This window comes from Rhizobium sp. BK491 (assembly GCF_014194925.1).
Taxonomy (GTDB): Bacteria; Pseudomonadota; Alphaproteobacteria; order Rhizobiales; family Rhizobiaceae; genus Rhizobium.
In genome coordinates this window covers 273,386-287,699 of the sequence record NZ_JACIAR010000001.1, presented here as the reverse complement: position 1 = coordinate 287,699, position 14,314 = coordinate 273,386, and the positions used below count along the sequence as shown (strand labels likewise).

The following is a 14,314-nucleotide window of genomic DNA, read 5'->3' as shown; positions in this document are numbered from 1 at the left end:
AACGTTCGCGTGGCACTTGTGACCGATTGACTCTTGAACGTCGCCATGGAATCGGCAAAATTCATCCTATCAATACTTTCCCTGAGATACGAACCCGTCAGCGGGCCCGCCTCGTTCAATTATGCCTGGATAAAAGCGTGAGCAGCGATTCATCAAGAAGCGCGGCGAAGCCATTGGCCTCGCGTGCGCATATCAATGCGGTCGGGTGGGGCCAAGGCCTGTCGACGATTGTCAGGATCACCCATATGACGCTGCGCCACCCATGGCAGACGAGCTTCGCCATAGGGGCAACATTCGTAGCTGCAACGTTGCAGCTGACGATCCCGCGCCTGCTCGGTCGCGCGGTCGATCAGACACAGACAGCGGTCGCTGGTGGTACCGCTGGCCAGATCGCCGAAAATGCTTTGATGACGACCGCTTTGCTGCTGCTCGTCGTCAGCATTCTGCGCGGCCTGTTCACGATGGTGCAGAATTATTACAGCGAATCGGTCGGCCACCATATGGGCTACGAGCTGCGGCTTGCCTGCTACGAGAAGATCCAGCAGCTCTCCTTCAGCTTCCACGATAAGGTCCATTCCGGTGATCTCATCACCGTCGGTCTGCTCGATCTCGAAGGCGTGCGCATGTATTTCTCCACCGCGCTGGTGCGTATGGTGCTGCTCACCATGCTGATCGGTGTCGGCGCCTATATGCTGCTTACGACGGATGTGGCACTCGGCCTCCTGGCCTTGAGTTTCGTGCCCTTCGTCGCCTGGCGCTCCTCCGTCACGCAGCTGCGGCTGCGTTCGACATGGCTGGAGCTACAGGAACGGCTCTCGGTGCTGACGCGCGTCATGGAGGAAAATCTCGGCGGCATCCGTGTCGTCCGGGCCTTTGCCGCTCAGGCGCATGAAATCCTGAAGTTCGATCGTGCCTCCCACAATGCGCTTTCGCTGGCGCACAAGCGCGTCGGCATCCGCGTGGTTAACACCAGCGCCATGAACTTCTCCTTTTTCGCATCTATGGGGCTCGTGCTTTGGCTGGGTGGTCTCAAGGTCATTGCGGGTGAGATCAGCGTCGGCACGCTGGCCTCGTTCCTGACCTTCATGACCATCTTGCAGATGCCGGTGCGCCAGCTTGGCCTGATGGTGAATGCCTTCGCCCGCGCATCGACCTGCGGTTCGCGCCTGTTTGCGCTGCTCGATCTCGATATCCCCATCAAGGATGCGTCGGACGCCAAGCCGCTCGTCGTGACCGACGGCACGCTGCGGTTCGAGAATGTCGACTTCAGCTATCCAGGCGCTGAGGAGCGCCCGGTGTTGAAGAATATCTGTTTCGAGGCAAGACGCGGTGAAACGATCGGCATTGTCGGCCCGCCCGGTAGCGGCAAGTCCACCATCGCGCATCTCATTCCACGCTTCTACGATGTCACGGCCGGACGGATCACTCTTGACGGTCAGGATATCCGCAAGGCGACACTGCAATCGCTGCGGCAGAACGTTGCCGTCGTGCAGCAGGATTCCTTCCTGTTCACGACGAGCATCGAGAACAACATTGCCTATGGCGATCCTTGGGCAAAGGAAACCCGCATCGAGCGCGCCGCAGAGTCGGCGCAGTTGCATAATTACATTCTCGGCCTGCCCGCCGGCTACACCACGGTCGTCGGCGAGCGCGGCGTATCTCTTTCCGGTGGTCAGCGCCAGCGCCTGACGATCGCCCGGACATTGATGCTGAAGCCCGCCGTCATGGTCTTCGACGATTCCACCGCCGCGATCGACGCCGCGACGGAGCAGCGCATCCGCAGCGCCATGAAGCGTTTTGCTCGCGACCGCGTGACCCTGATCGTCGCCCATCGACTGAGCTCGCTGATGCATGCCGACCAGATCCTTTTCATCGAGGATGGCGAGATCGTCGAGCGCGGCACGCATGAGCAGCTTTTGGCCGCCGCTGGCCGTTACAAGGCGCTCTACGATCTGCAGGTTCGCCCGGAGGACGATGTCATCAGGACATCGGGCGATGTGCTCGAAAGAGCAAAGAGGGAGGTATGACAATGTCGGAAATCACCGAAACCGAGCGCAACGATGTGCGCGACGACGGTCGCCGCCCTCCCCGCGCAGTTGTCGGCTCGCATCGCGTCGAAGAAGAGATCTTTGGCAAGGTCTTCGACAGCAAGATCATCCGCCGCATCTGGGCCTTCGTCAGCCCTTACCGCCGGCAGGTCTATATTTCGGTCGTCGCCGTTCTGCTTTTCACGGGATCGCAGATCGTCATCCCGCTCGTGATCCGGCATGCGATCGACAAGGCGATGGCACCCGGTGCCATTGATTACTCGGCACTCTGGCTGTCCCTGGCGATTTTTGCTGCGGCCATTCTCGTCAACTACGGCGCGAGCTACGTGCAAGAAACCTTTGTCGGCCAAGTCGCCGAAGAAGTGTTGTTCGACATCCGCCGGGCGATGTTCGCGCATCTGCAGCGCGTCTCTCTGTCCTTCATGGACAAGACGGAAGTCGGACGTTTGATGTCGCGCCTGCAGGGCGACGTGAACTCGATGCAGGAATTCCTTGAAACTTCAGTGCTTTCCGTCGGCGATATAGCCCTGCTTTTCGGCATCGTCATCGTCATGCTGTCGCTCGATTTCCGGCTCGGCCTGCTGACCCTATCCGTCATGCCGATCCTCTTCATCGTGCGGCTGTTCTGGCTGCCGAAGGCGCGTGTCGCCTTCATGAACGCGCATGAGACCAACTCCGTCACCAATGGGGCGCTGGCGGAGGCCATCCATGGCGTACGCGCCGTCCAGGGCATGCATCGGCAATCCGTCAATTTCGCTCTTTTTGATGACAAGGCACATACGAATCTTCAGTCGCATCTGACGGCGGCACGCTATGCGCAGATCATGGTGCCGATCGTCGATACGCTGACCGGCATGGCGATGGCGATCGTTATCATTGTCGGCGGCTCGATGGTGCTGAACCACAGGCTCGATGTCGGCATCATGGTCGCTTTCCTGTTCTACATCCAGCGCTTCTTCGATCCGATCCGCTCGCTCACCATGCAATATTCGGTGATGCAGCGCGCCATGGCCTCCGGCCAGCGGTTGACCGAAGTGCTCGACGTTCCGGTTGACATCAAAGATGCGCCGGATGCGATCGAGCTGTCGCCGGATATGGATGGCTCGGTGGAATTTCGCGATGTGATCTTCGGCTATGATCCGCAGCACCCTGTGCTGAAGAATGTCAGCTTCAGGGTCAATCCAGGAGAAACGGTGGCGCTGATCGGGCCGACGGGCTCGGGCAAATCCAGTTCGATGGCGCTTATCCATCGCTTCTATGATGTGCAGCAGGGCCAAGTACTGGTCGGCGGTCACGACGTGCGCTCCCTCACCCAGGATTCGCTCGGCCGCCAGATCGCCATGGTGCTGCAGGAGCCGTTCCTCTTCACTGGCACGGTGCTGGAGAATATCCGCTACAACAAGACGGAGGCGACGCGCGAGGAAGTCATAGAAGCCGCCAAGGCCGTCGGCGCGCATGAGTTCGTCATGCGCCTTCCGGATGGCTACGATTCCGTTCTCGGCGAGCGCGGCGGCGGTCTTTCGCTCGGCCAGCGCCAGCTCGTCAGCTTCGCCCGCGCTCTCGTGGCCGATGCCAAGATCCTCGTGCTCGACGAAGCGACGGCGAATATCGACAGCTACACCGAAATGCTGATTCAGAAAGCGTTGGTGAAGCTGCTCGAAGGCCGCACCGGCCTCGTCATCGCCCATCGCCTAGCCACCATCCGCGAAGCCGACCGCATCATCGTTCTGCAAAACGGCCAACTGCTTGAAAGCGGCAACCACAATCAGCTGATGGCAAACGGCAAGCTTTACTCAAAACTCTATAACCTCAATTATGCGTCCTTCGACGACATTCCGGAGGAAGAGGCGTCTGTGTCAGTGCCTGCGGAGTCGCAGACCTAGAATAAGATCACACAAAACTGTGGGGGCAATCAACAATGACCGACAGTATTCTGGTTCTCTACGGTTCCTACCGCTCGGATCGCCTCGGCATCCGTCTCGCGAATTATCTCGTAACCAGCCTGCGTCAGCGCGGAAACGATGTGGAGCTCATCGACGCCAAAGCAGTTGGCCTGCCGATGCTGGACCGAATGTACAAGGAATATCCCAAAGGCTCCGCTCCCTCGGCCATGGAGCAGCTTGCCGAGAAAATTCGGGCTGCCGATGCCTTCGTCTTCGTCACGGGCGAATATAATTGGGGCATGCAACCCGGCCTGAAAAACCTGACCGACCATTACCTTGAGGAGTGGTTTTGGCGACCGGCGGCCATTGCCAGCTATTCCGGCGGCCGCCTTTCCGGCGCCCACGCGGCGGTCTCCTGGCATGGCACCCTTTCCGAGATGGGAATGGTTGTCATCTCAAGCACCCTCGCAGTCGCCAATATCTCGGCCGCCTTGGACGCTGACGGCAAACCTACCGGGAACGGAGGCGATGCCCTTGCGAAAGCGTTTCCCCGTTTTGCCGAGGACCTCGCCTGGTGGACCGAGGCAGCAAAACTGCAGCGTGCCCGCAAGGCACCTCCTTACTGAAAACCTGCCGCCTGGCCGCAGCCAGGCGCATTTCGCTCATCCCCACCTAGCCTCGCATGCCAGCAGATTGAGTTCCAGCTTCGCGCAAATCTGGCTCCGCGATAGTAACTTGCATCATGATAGTTACTCGTGCTATCTGCCTCCGCATGCAGAGAACGAGCTTCAGCAGTTTCAAATGCCCAGCCGCCCGTGCGCTCGAAAGCGTCGGTGACTGGTGGAGTATTCTGATCTTGCGCGATGCGCTTCAGGGGTTAAGGCGGTTTGATGAATTCCAGAAAAGCCTTGGAATTGCACCCAATATTCTGACGCGCCGGCTCAAGCATCTGACCGATGAAGGTCTGTTTGAGCGGCGGCTCTATCAAGAGCGGCCGCCTCGCTACGAATATGTCTTGACTGACAAGGGCCGAGATTTCTTCCCTGTGCTGATGGCGCTCTTCACTTGGGGCAATCGGCACTTGCCTGCCGAAGAAGTCGCCGTGCGGCTAGCCGACGCTAACACCGGTGAAGATCGTGACCCGCTTCTCATCGACCGCGTCACCGGCCGCGCCTTTCAGCCCGAAGACACGATCCTCGTGCCGGGACCGGCCGCCGACGACGCGGTTCACGAACGCATTGCCCAGATGAAAGCATGGTTTCTGGGCTTCGACGCCTGAGATAATAGGAGCAAAAGATGGATCGTATCGTCGTCACCGGCATGGGCCTGGTTTCGCCCCTGGGCGTGGGGGTCAATGCAAGCTGGAAGAGGCTTGTCGAGGGGCGCTCAGGCCTGAGGCTGTTGCCCGAAGAAATGGTGGGCGATCTCGGAGCGAAGATCGGCGGCGTCGTTCCCGATAGCGCCGAAGATCCCGAGGCGGGCTTCGATGCCGATCGCTATGTGCCCGTCAAAGACCAGAAGAAGATGGATCGCTTCATCCTCTTCGCCATGGCTGCCGCCGAGGAAGCGATCCTGCAGGCCGGCTGGCAACCGACTGACGTCGGCGCTCTGGAGCGGACGGCCACGATCATTGCATCGGGCGTCGGTGGCTTTCCCGCCATCGCCGATGCCGTGCGCACAGCCGAAACGAAGGGCGTGCGGCGTTTGTCACCCTTCACGATCCCCTCCTTCCTCGTCAATCTTGCCGCTGGCCAGGTGAGTATCCGCTATGGCTTCAAGGGGCCGCTCGGTGCACCGGTCACCGCCTGTGCGGCCAGCGTGCAGGCAATCGGCGATGCGGCGCGGCTGATCCGCTCCGGAGAGGCCGATGTTGCCATCTGCGGCGGAGCGGAAGCCTGCATCGACAAGGTCAGCCTTGGCGGCTTTGCTGCGGCGCGCGCGCTTTCGACAGGTTTCAGCAATCGCCCCGAGGAAGCCTCTCGTCCCTTCGACAGTGGCCGTGACGGCTTCGTCATGGGTGAAGGCGCGGGAATGCTTGTCATTGAGACATTGGAGCACGCCCTTGCGCGTGGTGCCACGCCGCTTGCCGAGCTTGTCGGCTATGGCACTGCCGCCGATGCCTATCACATGACGGCAGGGCCGGAAGACGGCGATGGCGCACGCCGGGCTATGCTCGCGGCCCTCGTCCAAGCACGGATTTCGCCTGCCGAGGTCAAACACCTGAATGCGCACGCGACATCGACCCAAGTCGGTGACCGCGGCGAGATGGAAGCAATTAAGACCGTCTTCGGCCGCGAGGGTGCGATTGCCGTCAGTGGCACGAAGGCGGCGACTGGCCACCTTCTGGGCGCGGCCGGCGGCATGGAAGCGATCTTCACCATCATGGCGCTGCGGGACCAGATCGCGCCGCCGACGCGCAATCTGCAGGATCCGGATCCGGCGGCCGAGGGCATCGACATTGTTGGCGGCACGGCGCGACCGATGGCCATGGACTACGCAATCTCCAATGGTTTCGGTTTCGGCGGCGTCAACGCCAGCGCCCTCTTCCGCCGCTGGCAGTAATCGCTTCTGCTTGCGATCAAAGCGCGCTAAGCTTTCTCCATATGGCTGGGGACGGACATGCGCGCTTTTTCTTTCGCCGTTTTTCTCTTCTGCGTTGCCTTTGCACCGGTCGCTTACGCGGAAGATCCGGTGCAAACGGCACAGAGCCTTATTGAGCAGCAGATCGAAGCTTTTCTGCACGATGATGCAGCAACGGCCTATTCCTTCGCCGCACCTGGCATCAAGGCGCTCTTTCCCGACAAGGACAGCTTCTTCGCCATGGTGAGGAAGAACTACCTGCCGGTCTATCATCCCGGCAACTATGCCTTCGGCAAAAGCCGCGCGATCGACAATGGCGCAGTCGTCTATCAGGAGGTGTTGATCACAGGCACCGATGACAAGGACTGGACGGCGATCTACCAGATAACTCGTCAACCGGACGGCAGTTATAAGATCAACGGCGTGCAGATTCTTGCCAAAACGGCAAGTGAGGGCATTTAGAGCATTTCCGCTTTTCTTCGAATCGCGAAAACGCTCTATCTTCTTGTTTTTACGCCGTTCCGGACGCAAAACCGCTTCGCACTTTTGCTGGAACCGCTCTAAAGCATCGCTGGCTACAAAACGCAAACAGCGCACCTCTAAACAAGAGACGCGCTGTCATAAAGCATAGGCCCGATCTTATTAACCGCGAACTCTAAGCGAATTTCCTGCGGGCATGTTGCCTTCGAATTCCGGCCGAGGCTGCGGAATCACAACTGTCGAAGCCGGCATAGGTGTATTCGTGTATGTGGTCTCGCCGCTCGAGAGCGGTCCTGAAATTGCCATGTCCGTAGGTGCGGGCGTCGGGATCGGAACCGCAGTCGGGATGACGACGGCACTCTGTGGCATGGTCACCGTCGGATTCGAGACCGGCGTGAAGGCCGCTACGGCAGACGTCATGGACGCAGGCTGCGTTTCCGGCAGGACGAACGGAGATTGCGGCGCGCCCTGTGCGGGCACGTAATTCATCGCAACCTCATAGGCCGGAAGCGGCGCAGGCGTCTGTAATTCGCCATCGCGACCACGCTTCTCATAGAACGCGTTGCCGCCGGCATAAGCGACGTAGTGCATATTATCGTATGGGAATCTCAGGCCTTCGGTATGAAAGAACATCGCGTCCTTCACCTGGGGATGCCGTTCGCCGCGCAGGATCTTCGAGGCAGCGACTTCAAGATCGGGCTTTGCCTGATCCTTGACTTCCCTGGTCATCACGCCTGGAGCAAACTGCTTTTCCTGGGCAACGACGCCGCATATCGTGGGTGGATAAGCACCGGAGGTCAGCCGGTTCATTACGACCGTACCGACAGCCATGTAACCGCTCGGGTCGGAACGCTCTGATTCGAAGTACATTGCACGTTCGAGACAGTCCTTGTCCTTCGTCGTGTAATTGTACGTTACTTTAGCGCCACGAATGGGCTTGGTAGTATTGCTGGGGGTGGGGGTTGTCTTCTGCGTCGTCGTGCAGCCCGTAGCGGCCAAACCGACAACCAATAGTCCCGAAAGACATGCCCCGAATTTGCGTTGCGCCCTCAACGGCAAGTGCCTCCTATTTTCGGTAGTACAGCCCTTATCGATCAAGAGAATGCGTTTTAGCCGGATTTTTTCAAAATTCCAAGCGGCCACGCAATCAAATCTGCCAATGACGTTTTTCAAAGGCGGATGGACCGTTTATTCCGATTCGCTATTTTTCCCAATGGTTTATTGTCGCCGAGCTCATTTTGAAACACGGCCGGGAACGGAAATTGCCCAAGGCAAGCCCGTTCCGGCCGGCTCAGAATGATGTTTGTTAAGGATAGCAATCAATCGATAATAAATGATTTACCAACAGAGCAAGGTCCATGCGCCAGCCGACTTCGACGAGGATTCGCCCCGGTGCGAAACAATAGAACGACCAATTGCCGCGTATGGTCGAAGGCGGCTTCGAAACTTCACAGCCGCTCGATTTCACCCGCTCGAACAACAGATCAACCGCCTCGCGGGAGGGCTGCATGAAGCCGATGTGATAGGTATTGCGACCGACGGAGACGCCATCGGCGCCGCCGAATTTCGCGATAGGCCGGCTAATGACAAGTTCAAGTCCGGCATCGTCGCGAAGGATGGCAAGGCCATTTGCGCCCCGCGTTTCCACCTCCGTCAGACCGAAAACGGAAACAAAAAAATCCCGGGTCGCGGCGACATCGGGAACGTGCAGATCCAGGTGGTTCAGTCTCATGACAGCTCCAAAAGGCTTTCCCGCGGAGACATGTCGGTCGAAACGGCACGCCAACGCGAGACACTCGACCACAATGGTCAAGTTCCGCGTCGCGGGCTCTCATAACCAACGGCTAGGAGCAGTGCTTCCAGATTGGAAGGGGTTGGGCCTACCGAAACCAACCCTGCCTTTTTCGACACGCTTCTGTTAGCGCGAAACCGCCACTGGAGCAAGATCGCGTGGCGCATCCTCGTCGTCATTGAATCAAACGGGCTCGAGATCACCCCTCGCCCAATTTTCCTGCGTCTCGGCCATGAAATCGGCAAAGCGGCCTTCGGCGATCGCCTGGCGAATGCCCTGCATCAGTTCCTGATAGTAGGCGAGATTGTGCCAGGAGAGCAGCATACCGCCGAGCGCTTCGTTGGCGCGGACGAGATGGTGCAGGTAGGCGCGGGAATAATCCCGCGAAGCCGGGCAATTGGACTGCTCGTCCAACGGACGCATGTCTTCGGCGTGGCGGGCATTGCGGATATTCACCTTGCCGCGGCGCGTGAAGGCCAATCCATGACGACCCGAGCGGGTCGGCATCACGCAATCGAACATGTCGATGCCGCGGGCGACGGATTTCAGGATGTCGTCGGGCGTGCCGACGCCCATCAGATAGCGCGGCTTCTCAGTCGGCAGCTCCGGAAGCGTGATCTCGAGCATGCGCAGCATGACTTCCTGTGGCTCGCCGACGGCAAGGCCGCCGACCGCATAGCCCTTCAGGTCCATACCGCTCAGCGCCTGTGCGGAGCGGACGCGCAGCTCCGGCACGTCGCCACCCTGGACGATGCCGAACATCGCCTTGCCGGGCTGGTTGCCGAAGGCAACCTTGCAACGCTCCGCCCACCGCAGCGACATTTCCATGGCGCGCTCGATTTCCTTCGGCGTTGCCGGCAGGGCGACGCATTCATCGAGCTGCATCTGGATATCGGAGCCGAGCAATCCCTGGATCTCGATCGATCGCTCCGGTGACATGTGATGCAAGCTGCCGTCGACATGCGATTTGAAGGTGACGCCCTGCTCATCGAGTTTACGCAGACCGGACAGCGACATCACCTGGAAGCCGCCAGAATCCGTGAGGATCGGATGCGGCCAGCGGATCAGCTGGTGCAGGCCGCCAAGGCGGGCGACCCGCTCGGCTGTCGGACGCAGCATCAGGTGATAGGTATTGCCGAGAATGATATCGGCACCCGTCTCGCGTACTTGATCGAGATACATCGCCTTGACTGTGCCGACGGTACCGACAGGCATGAAGGCCGGCGTGCGGATCGTGCCGCGCGGCATGGAAACTTCCCCGAGGCGGGCGCCACCATCGGTCTTCTTCAATTGAAACTGAAAGCTCTCGCTCATTTCGTCCTAGTCTTTCCGGTGGAGCAGGCTGCCATCGCCATAGGAATAGAAGCGATAGCCCGTCTCGATAGCATGGGTATAGGCCGCGCGCATCGTATCGAGGCCGGCAAAGGCCGATACGAGCATGAACAGGGTCGAGCGCGGCAGGTGGAAATTGGTCATCAGCATATCAACGGCCTTGAAGCGGTAGCCGGGCGTGATGAAGATGCCGGTAGCGCCTTGCCAAGGCTGGATTGTGCCGTCGTTAGCGGCGGCGCTTTCGATCAGTCGCAGCGACGTGGTGCCGACGCAGACGATGCGCCCACCCCTCGCCTTGACGGCGTTAAGCTTCTCGGCGGTGGCGGCATCGACATAGCCGATCTCGAAATGCATCTTGTGGTCATCGGTATCGTCGACCTTGACAGGCAGGAAGGTGCCGGCGCCGACATGCAGCGTCACGAAATGCCGCTCGACGCCCATGGCATCGAGCGCGGCAAAGAGCGACGGCGTGAAGTGCAGGCCGGCGGTGGGCGCTGCGACCGCGCCCTCTTCACGCGCATAGATCGTCTGATAGTCGGCGCGATCGCGCTCGTCTTCGGGGCGCTTCGCCGCGATGTAAGGTGGCAGTGGAATATGCCCAACGCTGGCAATCGCCTCGTCGAGAGCCGGACCGGACAGATCGAATCGCAGGGTAATCTCGCCGCCCTCGCCCTTTTCCTCGACAGTGGCGTCGAGCGAACCGAGCGCGCAGACATTTTCGCCGTGACCGAACTGGATGCGATCGCCGATCTTGATACGCTTGCCGGGCTTGGCAAAGGCCTTCCAGCGGTCGGGTGCGGCGCGCATATGGAGGGTAGCAGACACCTGCTGGCCGGGCGCGCCTTCGCGGTGACGAATGCCTTCCAGCTGCGCCGGGATAACCTTGGTATCGTTGAAGACCACCGCGTCGCCTGGGCGCAGGAAGGATGGCAGATCCCGTATCTGATAGTCGCTCAGCGCATGCGAGCCATTGTTCGGATCGACAACAAGCAGACGCGCGCCGTCGCGCGGCTCGGCAGGCCTGAGCGCGATACGCTCCTCCGGCAGATCGAAATCGAAAAGGTCAACACGCATTCAATTGGTCCAGGCAGTTCATCCAGGCAAAGCGAAACCCGCCCCTCACGCCCAAGGCGCAAGAAGCGGGTTTCAGGAGTAATCACGATCAGACGTCGGCGGCAACCCGCGCGGAGACGATCGAATCCGGATCCTTTACCGGCTCGCCGCGCTTGATCTGGTCAACAAATTCCATGCCGGAGATGACCTGACCCCAAACGGAGTACTGCTTGTTCAGCCAAGGTGCATCTGTGAAGCAGATGAAGAACTGCGAGTTGGCCGAGTTCGGGCTTTGCGAACGAGCCATCGAGCACGTACCACGAACGTGCGGAGTTGCGGAGAATTCAGCCTTCAGATCAGGCTTGGACGAGCCGCCGGTGCCGGCGCGGGCGGTGTTGCCGCCAACCTTGCCATGCTCGACATCACCGGTCTGAGCCATGAATCCGTCGATGACGCGATGGAAAACAACGTTGTCATAAGCCTTTTCACGGGCAAGCTCCTTGATGCGGGCAACATGTTCCGGAGCAACCTGCGGCAGAAGCTGAATGACAACCTGGCCCTTGGTGGTTTCCAGGATGAGGGTGTTTTCTGGATCCTTGATCTCAGCCATGTTCGTTTCCTTGTTCTCTCTGTTTGCTTTGGAATTATTTCTTGGTGACGGTGACCTTGACCATCTTGTCAGGGTTGCTCACTTCGCCGTTCTGGCCTTCGCCACGCTTGATCTTGTCGACGAGCTCCATGCCCGAGATGACCTTGCCGACGACCGTGTACTGGCCGTTCAGGAAAGCGCCGTCGGCGAACATGATGAAGAACTGCGAGTTGGCGGAATTCGGGTCCTGGGCGCGCGCCATACCGACAACGCCGCGCGTGAACGGAACCTTGGAGAATTCGGCCGGAAGGTTCGGCAGATCGGAACCGCCGGTGCCGGCCTTGTTCGGATCAAAACCCTTAGAGGCGTTACCATACTGAACGTCGCCCGTCTGAGCCATGAAGCCATCGATAACGCGATGGAACACGACGTTGTCGTAAGCGCCCTTCTTCGCCAGCGCTTCGATCTGCGCGACGTGCTTCGGAGCAACTTCCGGCATCAGCTGGATAACCACCGGGCCGTCCTTGAGCTGGATGGTCAAAAGATCTGCGGCTGCGGCCGAGAACGCACTGCCTGCGAAGGCGGCAAGGCTCAGGAATCCTGCCAATGCAATATGAAAGAGTTTCATGGATGCTCCGTTCGGGATTGGATTTCGGCTCAGCTGTTGCCGCTGGCCTTATTTTTGAGTTTGCCGTTCAGCGCTTCCAGAACCGCCGACGGCACGAAGGCGCTGACATCGCCGCCCATGGATGCGATCTGCCGCACCAATGTGGCGGTTATAGGCCGCGAGGCCGTGCCGGCAGGCAGAAACAGCGTCTGAATATCCGGCGCCATCTGCCTGTTCATGCCGGCCATCTGCATTTCATAATCAAGATCGGTGCCATCGCGCAGGCCGCGTACAAGCAAGGTCGCGCCGTGGGCGCGAGCGGCATCGACAACCAGATTGTCGAAAGCGACGACGGAAATATCGCCCGCCTTCTGCGGCAGAGCCTCACCGAGCGATCTGCGGATCAGCTCCGCCCGCTCCTCGAAAGAGAAAAGCGGCTTCTTGCCCGGATGAATGCCGATCGCGACGATCACCTTGGCGGCGACATTCAACGCCTGCACGAGGACATCCAAATGTCCGTTGGTCATCGGGTCGAAGGACCCTGGATAGAAGGCTGTCGTCATTATCAAGCCGGCTCGTTGTTTCGACGCCTTTTGTCATGGATGAGGCCGTATCGCAAGTGATTTGCAACCCGGCGGCAGCCTCTGAACTGCAGATGAACACGCCGTTCAAGCCTGTTTCAGCTCGACAATGCTTTACTGGCATCAACATCGAAACGGGCCTGGTTCAACGGCTCGCCGATCTCGGTTTCAGGGACATCATGCCATGCTCGTCTTCATCATCGCAGGCGCCATCATCGGTTCATTTTTCGTCGAATACCTCGTTCATCTTTTCTCCGACCATTATGAGATCGAATGGGATTCCGCCTCGGAAAACAGCAAAGATATCAATTTTGCCCAAGAAATCGCCACTGCCATGCGCAAGACGCATCGCGAATCTGAACGCCAGATGAACAAGGCATTCAAGGTCGCTTCAGGCACACATTGCTAGATAGCTCTCAATATCGGCGGAACCATTTGGAAAACGCCGCGTTAACAGTCCGAAACTCAGATTGCACATTGCGGCAAGAAGGAAGAAGAGTATGCCCGACAAGATCACCCTTATTAACGTTGTTTGGATGGCCATGATTTCGGGAATGCTTGCAGCAACCGTTGCGCTTTACGATCAGAAACCCGACCAGTCGAAGATCTACGGTCCCTTTGCTTCGGCTCGTCCCTTCGTTGCCTCGAGCCAGTACTAAGGGATCTGAACGCTAGTCCCACCAAAGGAGGGAGCGATCATGTTCACAATTTTGACGCTGCTTACACTTTTCATCAGCATCATGTTTGTCGTGTCAGTCGCATCCACCATTTCGGCGCTTCATCGCGAAAGCGAAGACAGCAAGAGGCTGCATAAGCGTCACAAGACGCTCTGATCTCCGCGTACCGAGCACCTCCCCCGCCACATAGCTCGCATGGAACCTGAACCGGACGCTTTCCCCGCCAGCGTCCGTTTTTTTTCCCTTATGGTCCCGGCGCTTCCCTTAGGCCCCACTGCCAAGACGCAAAAGCATGATTTTGTAAGAGGAAGCGCGCCGGTTGCTTCAATCATGCTATGGTGATCGCGGTTCATCGAGGGATCAAGATGCGCATTGTCCTGATAGGCAGCTCCGGGCGACTTGGCCGGGCGATCTTTAATGGCCTGGCGCCAAGCCATAGGGTGATAGGCATCGATCGTTCACCGTTTTCAACGACGCATCTCTTTGGAGATTTTACCGATGCGGCGTTGCTACGCCGGGCGCTGACGGATGCGGATGCAGTCATCCATTGCGCGGCCTTGCACGCCCCTCATGTCGGCACGGTTTCCGAGGATGAATTCGCCGCATCAATGTGGATGGAACACGGCAGCTGGCGGAAGCGGCGCTGGCTGCCGGCGTGAGACGACTGGTGTTTACCGGTACGACCGCACTTT

The 14,314-nt window shown here is 59.1% G+C and carries 17 protein-coding genes; 10 read left to right on the top strand and 7 right to left on the bottom strand.

What is annotated here, in order from left to right:
• Positions 1-137: 137 nt before the first annotated feature.
• From FHX05_RS01490 to FHX05_RS01465, 6 genes are all read left to right on the top strand, one after another.
• The gene (locus FHX05_RS01490) at positions 138-2,027 is read left to right on the top strand and encodes an ABC transporter ATP-binding protein (RefSeq protein WP_183870466.1); all 1,890 of its coding nucleotides are present in this window, start codon (positions 138-140) and stop codon (positions 2,025-2,027) included.
• 2 nt (positions 2,028-2,029) lie between these two features.
• Positions 2,030-3,931, top strand: a complete 1,902-nt coding sequence (locus FHX05_RS01485) for an ABC transporter ATP-binding protein (RefSeq protein WP_183870465.1) — start codon at positions 2,030-2,032, stop codon at positions 3,929-3,931.
• A gap of 35 nt (positions 3,932-3,966) precedes the next feature.
• On the top strand, positions 3,967-4,557 hold the full coding sequence (locus FHX05_RS01480) for an NADPH-dependent FMN reductase (RefSeq protein WP_183870464.1): 591 nt from the start codon (positions 3,967-3,969) through the stop codon (positions 4,555-4,557).
• Positions 4,558-4,703: 146 nt separating this feature from the next.
• Positions 4,704-5,210 (top strand): helix-turn-helix domain-containing protein, encoded by a 507-nt coding sequence (locus tag FHX05_RS01475; protein WP_112610307.1) that lies wholly within the window; start codon positions 4,704-4,706, stop codon positions 5,208-5,210.
• 17 nt (positions 5,211-5,227) lie between these two features.
• Positions 5,228-6,493, top strand: coding sequence for a beta-ketoacyl-ACP synthase II (fabF, locus tag FHX05_RS01470; RefSeq protein WP_183870463.1), 1,266 nt, complete (start codon positions 5,228-5,230; stop codon positions 6,491-6,493).
• A 57-nt stretch (positions 6,494-6,550) separates the two neighbouring features.
• Positions 6,551-6,973, top strand: a complete 423-nt coding sequence (locus tag FHX05_RS01465) for a DUF4864 domain-containing protein (RefSeq protein ID WP_112415143.1) — start codon at positions 6,551-6,553, stop codon at positions 6,971-6,973.
• Between the two features lie 180 nt (positions 6,974-7,153).
• Here the strand turns inward: FHX05_RS01465 and FHX05_RS01460 are convergent, their stop codons facing one another.
• The 7 genes from FHX05_RS01460 to coaD all read right to left on the bottom strand — a co-directional run bounded on the left by FHX05_RS01460 (position 7,154) and on the right by coaD (position 12,927).
• A complete protein-coding gene (locus tag FHX05_RS01460) occupies positions 7,154-8,044 on the bottom strand; it encodes a cell wall hydrolase (protein ID WP_183871163.1) in 891 nt (296 codons plus the stop codon).
• Positions 8,045-8,297: 253 nt separating this feature from the next.
• Positions 8,298-8,723 carry a VOC family protein gene (locus FHX05_RS01455; protein WP_183870462.1) on the bottom strand — a complete coding sequence of 142 codons (426 nt, stop codon included), beginning with the start codon at positions 8,721-8,723 and terminating at the stop codon, positions 8,298-8,300.
• A gap of 243 nt (positions 8,724-8,966) precedes the next feature.
• Positions 8,967-10,097, bottom strand: a complete 1,131-nt coding sequence (gene tgt / locus FHX05_RS01450; protein ID WP_112400629.1) for a tRNA guanosine(34) transglycosylase Tgt — start codon at positions 10,095-10,097, stop codon at positions 8,967-8,969.
• A gap of 6 nt (positions 10,098-10,103) precedes the next feature.
• Complete coding sequence (queA, locus tag FHX05_RS01445) at positions 10,104-11,189, bottom strand: tRNA preQ1(34) S-adenosylmethionine ribosyltransferase-isomerase QueA (RefSeq protein ID WP_183870461.1); 1,086 nt, start codon at positions 11,187-11,189, stop codon at positions 10,104-10,106.
• An 88-nt stretch (positions 11,190-11,277) separates the two neighbouring features.
• Positions 11,278-11,778: a peptidylprolyl isomerase gene (locus FHX05_RS01440; protein ID WP_183870460.1), complete on the bottom strand. Its 501-nt coding sequence runs from the start codon at positions 11,776-11,778 to the stop codon at positions 11,278-11,280.
• A gap of 34 nt (positions 11,779-11,812) precedes the next feature.
• Positions 11,813-12,385 (bottom strand): peptidylprolyl isomerase, encoded by a 573-nt coding sequence (locus FHX05_RS01435; protein WP_015339889.1) that lies wholly within the window; start codon positions 12,383-12,385, stop codon positions 11,813-11,815.
• Between the two features lie 29 nt (positions 12,386-12,414).
• On the bottom strand, positions 12,415-12,927 hold the full coding sequence (gene coaD / locus FHX05_RS01430; RefSeq protein ID WP_015339888.1) for a pantetheine-phosphate adenylyltransferase: 513 nt from the start codon (positions 12,925-12,927) through the stop codon (positions 12,415-12,417).
• Positions 12,928-13,129: 202 nt separating this feature from the next.
• Between coaD and FHX05_RS01425 the strand changes: the two genes are divergently transcribed.
• From FHX05_RS01425 to FHX05_RS30290, 4 genes are all read left to right on the top strand, one after another.
• A complete protein-coding gene (locus FHX05_RS01425; RefSeq protein ID WP_246698826.1) occupies positions 13,130-13,354 on the top strand; it encodes a hypothetical protein in 225 nt (74 codons plus the stop codon).
• 91 nt (positions 13,355-13,445) lie between these two features.
• On the top strand, positions 13,446-13,604 hold the full coding sequence (locus FHX05_RS01420) for a hypothetical protein (protein WP_015339886.1): 159 nt from the start codon (positions 13,446-13,448) through the stop codon (positions 13,602-13,604).
• Positions 13,605-13,643: 39 nt separating this feature from the next.
• Entirely contained in the window at positions 13,644-13,778 is a 135-nt protein-coding gene (locus FHX05_RS30720; protein ID WP_281411835.1) for a hypothetical protein, read from the top strand.
• A 209-nt stretch (positions 13,779-13,987) separates the two neighbouring features.
• Positions 13,988-14,281, top strand: coding sequence for an NAD-dependent epimerase/dehydratase family protein (locus FHX05_RS30290; RefSeq protein WP_281411833.1), 294 nt, complete (start codon positions 13,988-13,990; stop codon positions 14,279-14,281).
• The last annotated feature ends 33 nt before the right edge of the window (positions 14,282-14,314 follow it).

Bases quoted from the DNA above. Each gene is read 5' to 3' on its own strand.
- FHX05_RS01485 (WP_183870465.1), top strand. From the start codon at position 2,030: ATGTCGGAAATCACCGAAACCGAGCGCAACGATGTGCGCGACGACGGT.
- FHX05_RS01480 (WP_183870464.1), top strand. From the start codon at position 3,967: ATGACCGACAGTATTCTGGTTCTCTACGGTTCCTACCGCTCGGATCGC.
- FHX05_RS01475 (WP_112610307.1), top strand. From the start codon at position 4,704: ATGCAGAGAACGAGCTTCAGCAGTTTCAAATGCCCAGCCGCCCGTGCG.
- fabF (WP_183870463.1), top strand. From the start codon at position 5,228: ATGGATCGTATCGTCGTCACCGGCATGGGCCTGGTTTCGCCCCTGGGC.
- FHX05_RS01465 (WP_112415143.1), top strand. From the start codon at position 6,551: ATGCGCGCTTTTTCTTTCGCCGTTTTTCTCTTCTGCGTTGCCTTTGCA.
- FHX05_RS01455 (WP_183870462.1), bottom strand. From the start codon at position 8,723: ATGAGACTGAACCACCTGGATCTGCACGTTCCCGATGTCGCCGCGACC.
- tgt (WP_112400629.1), bottom strand. From the start codon at position 10,097: ATGAGCGAGAGCTTTCAGTTTCAATTGAAGAAGACCGATGGTGGCGCC.
- queA (WP_183870461.1), bottom strand. From the start codon at position 11,189: ATGCGTGTTGACCTTTTCGATTTCGATCTGCCGGAGGAGCGTATCGCG.
- FHX05_RS01440 (WP_183870460.1), bottom strand. From the start codon at position 11,778: ATGGCTGAGATCAAGGATCCAGAAAACACCCTCATCCTGGAAACCACC.
- FHX05_RS01435 (WP_015339889.1), bottom strand. From the start codon at position 12,385: ATGAAACTCTTTCATATTGCATTGGCAGGATTCCTGAGCCTTGCCGCC.
- coaD (WP_015339888.1), bottom strand. From the start codon at position 12,927: ATGACGACAGCCTTCTATCCAGGGTCCTTCGACCCGATGACCAACGGA.
- FHX05_RS01425 (WP_246698826.1), top strand. From the start codon at position 13,130: ATGCTCGTCTTCATCATCGCAGGCGCCATCATCGGTTCATTTTTCGTC.
- FHX05_RS01420 (WP_015339886.1), top strand. From the start codon at position 13,446: ATGCCCGACAAGATCACCCTTATTAACGTTGTTTGGATGGCCATGATT.
- FHX05_RS30720 (WP_281411835.1), top strand. From the start codon at position 13,644: ATGTTCACAATTTTGACGCTGCTTACACTTTTCATCAGCATCATGTTT.
- FHX05_RS30290 (WP_281411833.1), top strand. From the start codon at position 13,988: ATGCGCATTGTCCTGATAGGCAGCTCCGGGCGACTTGGCCGGGCGATC.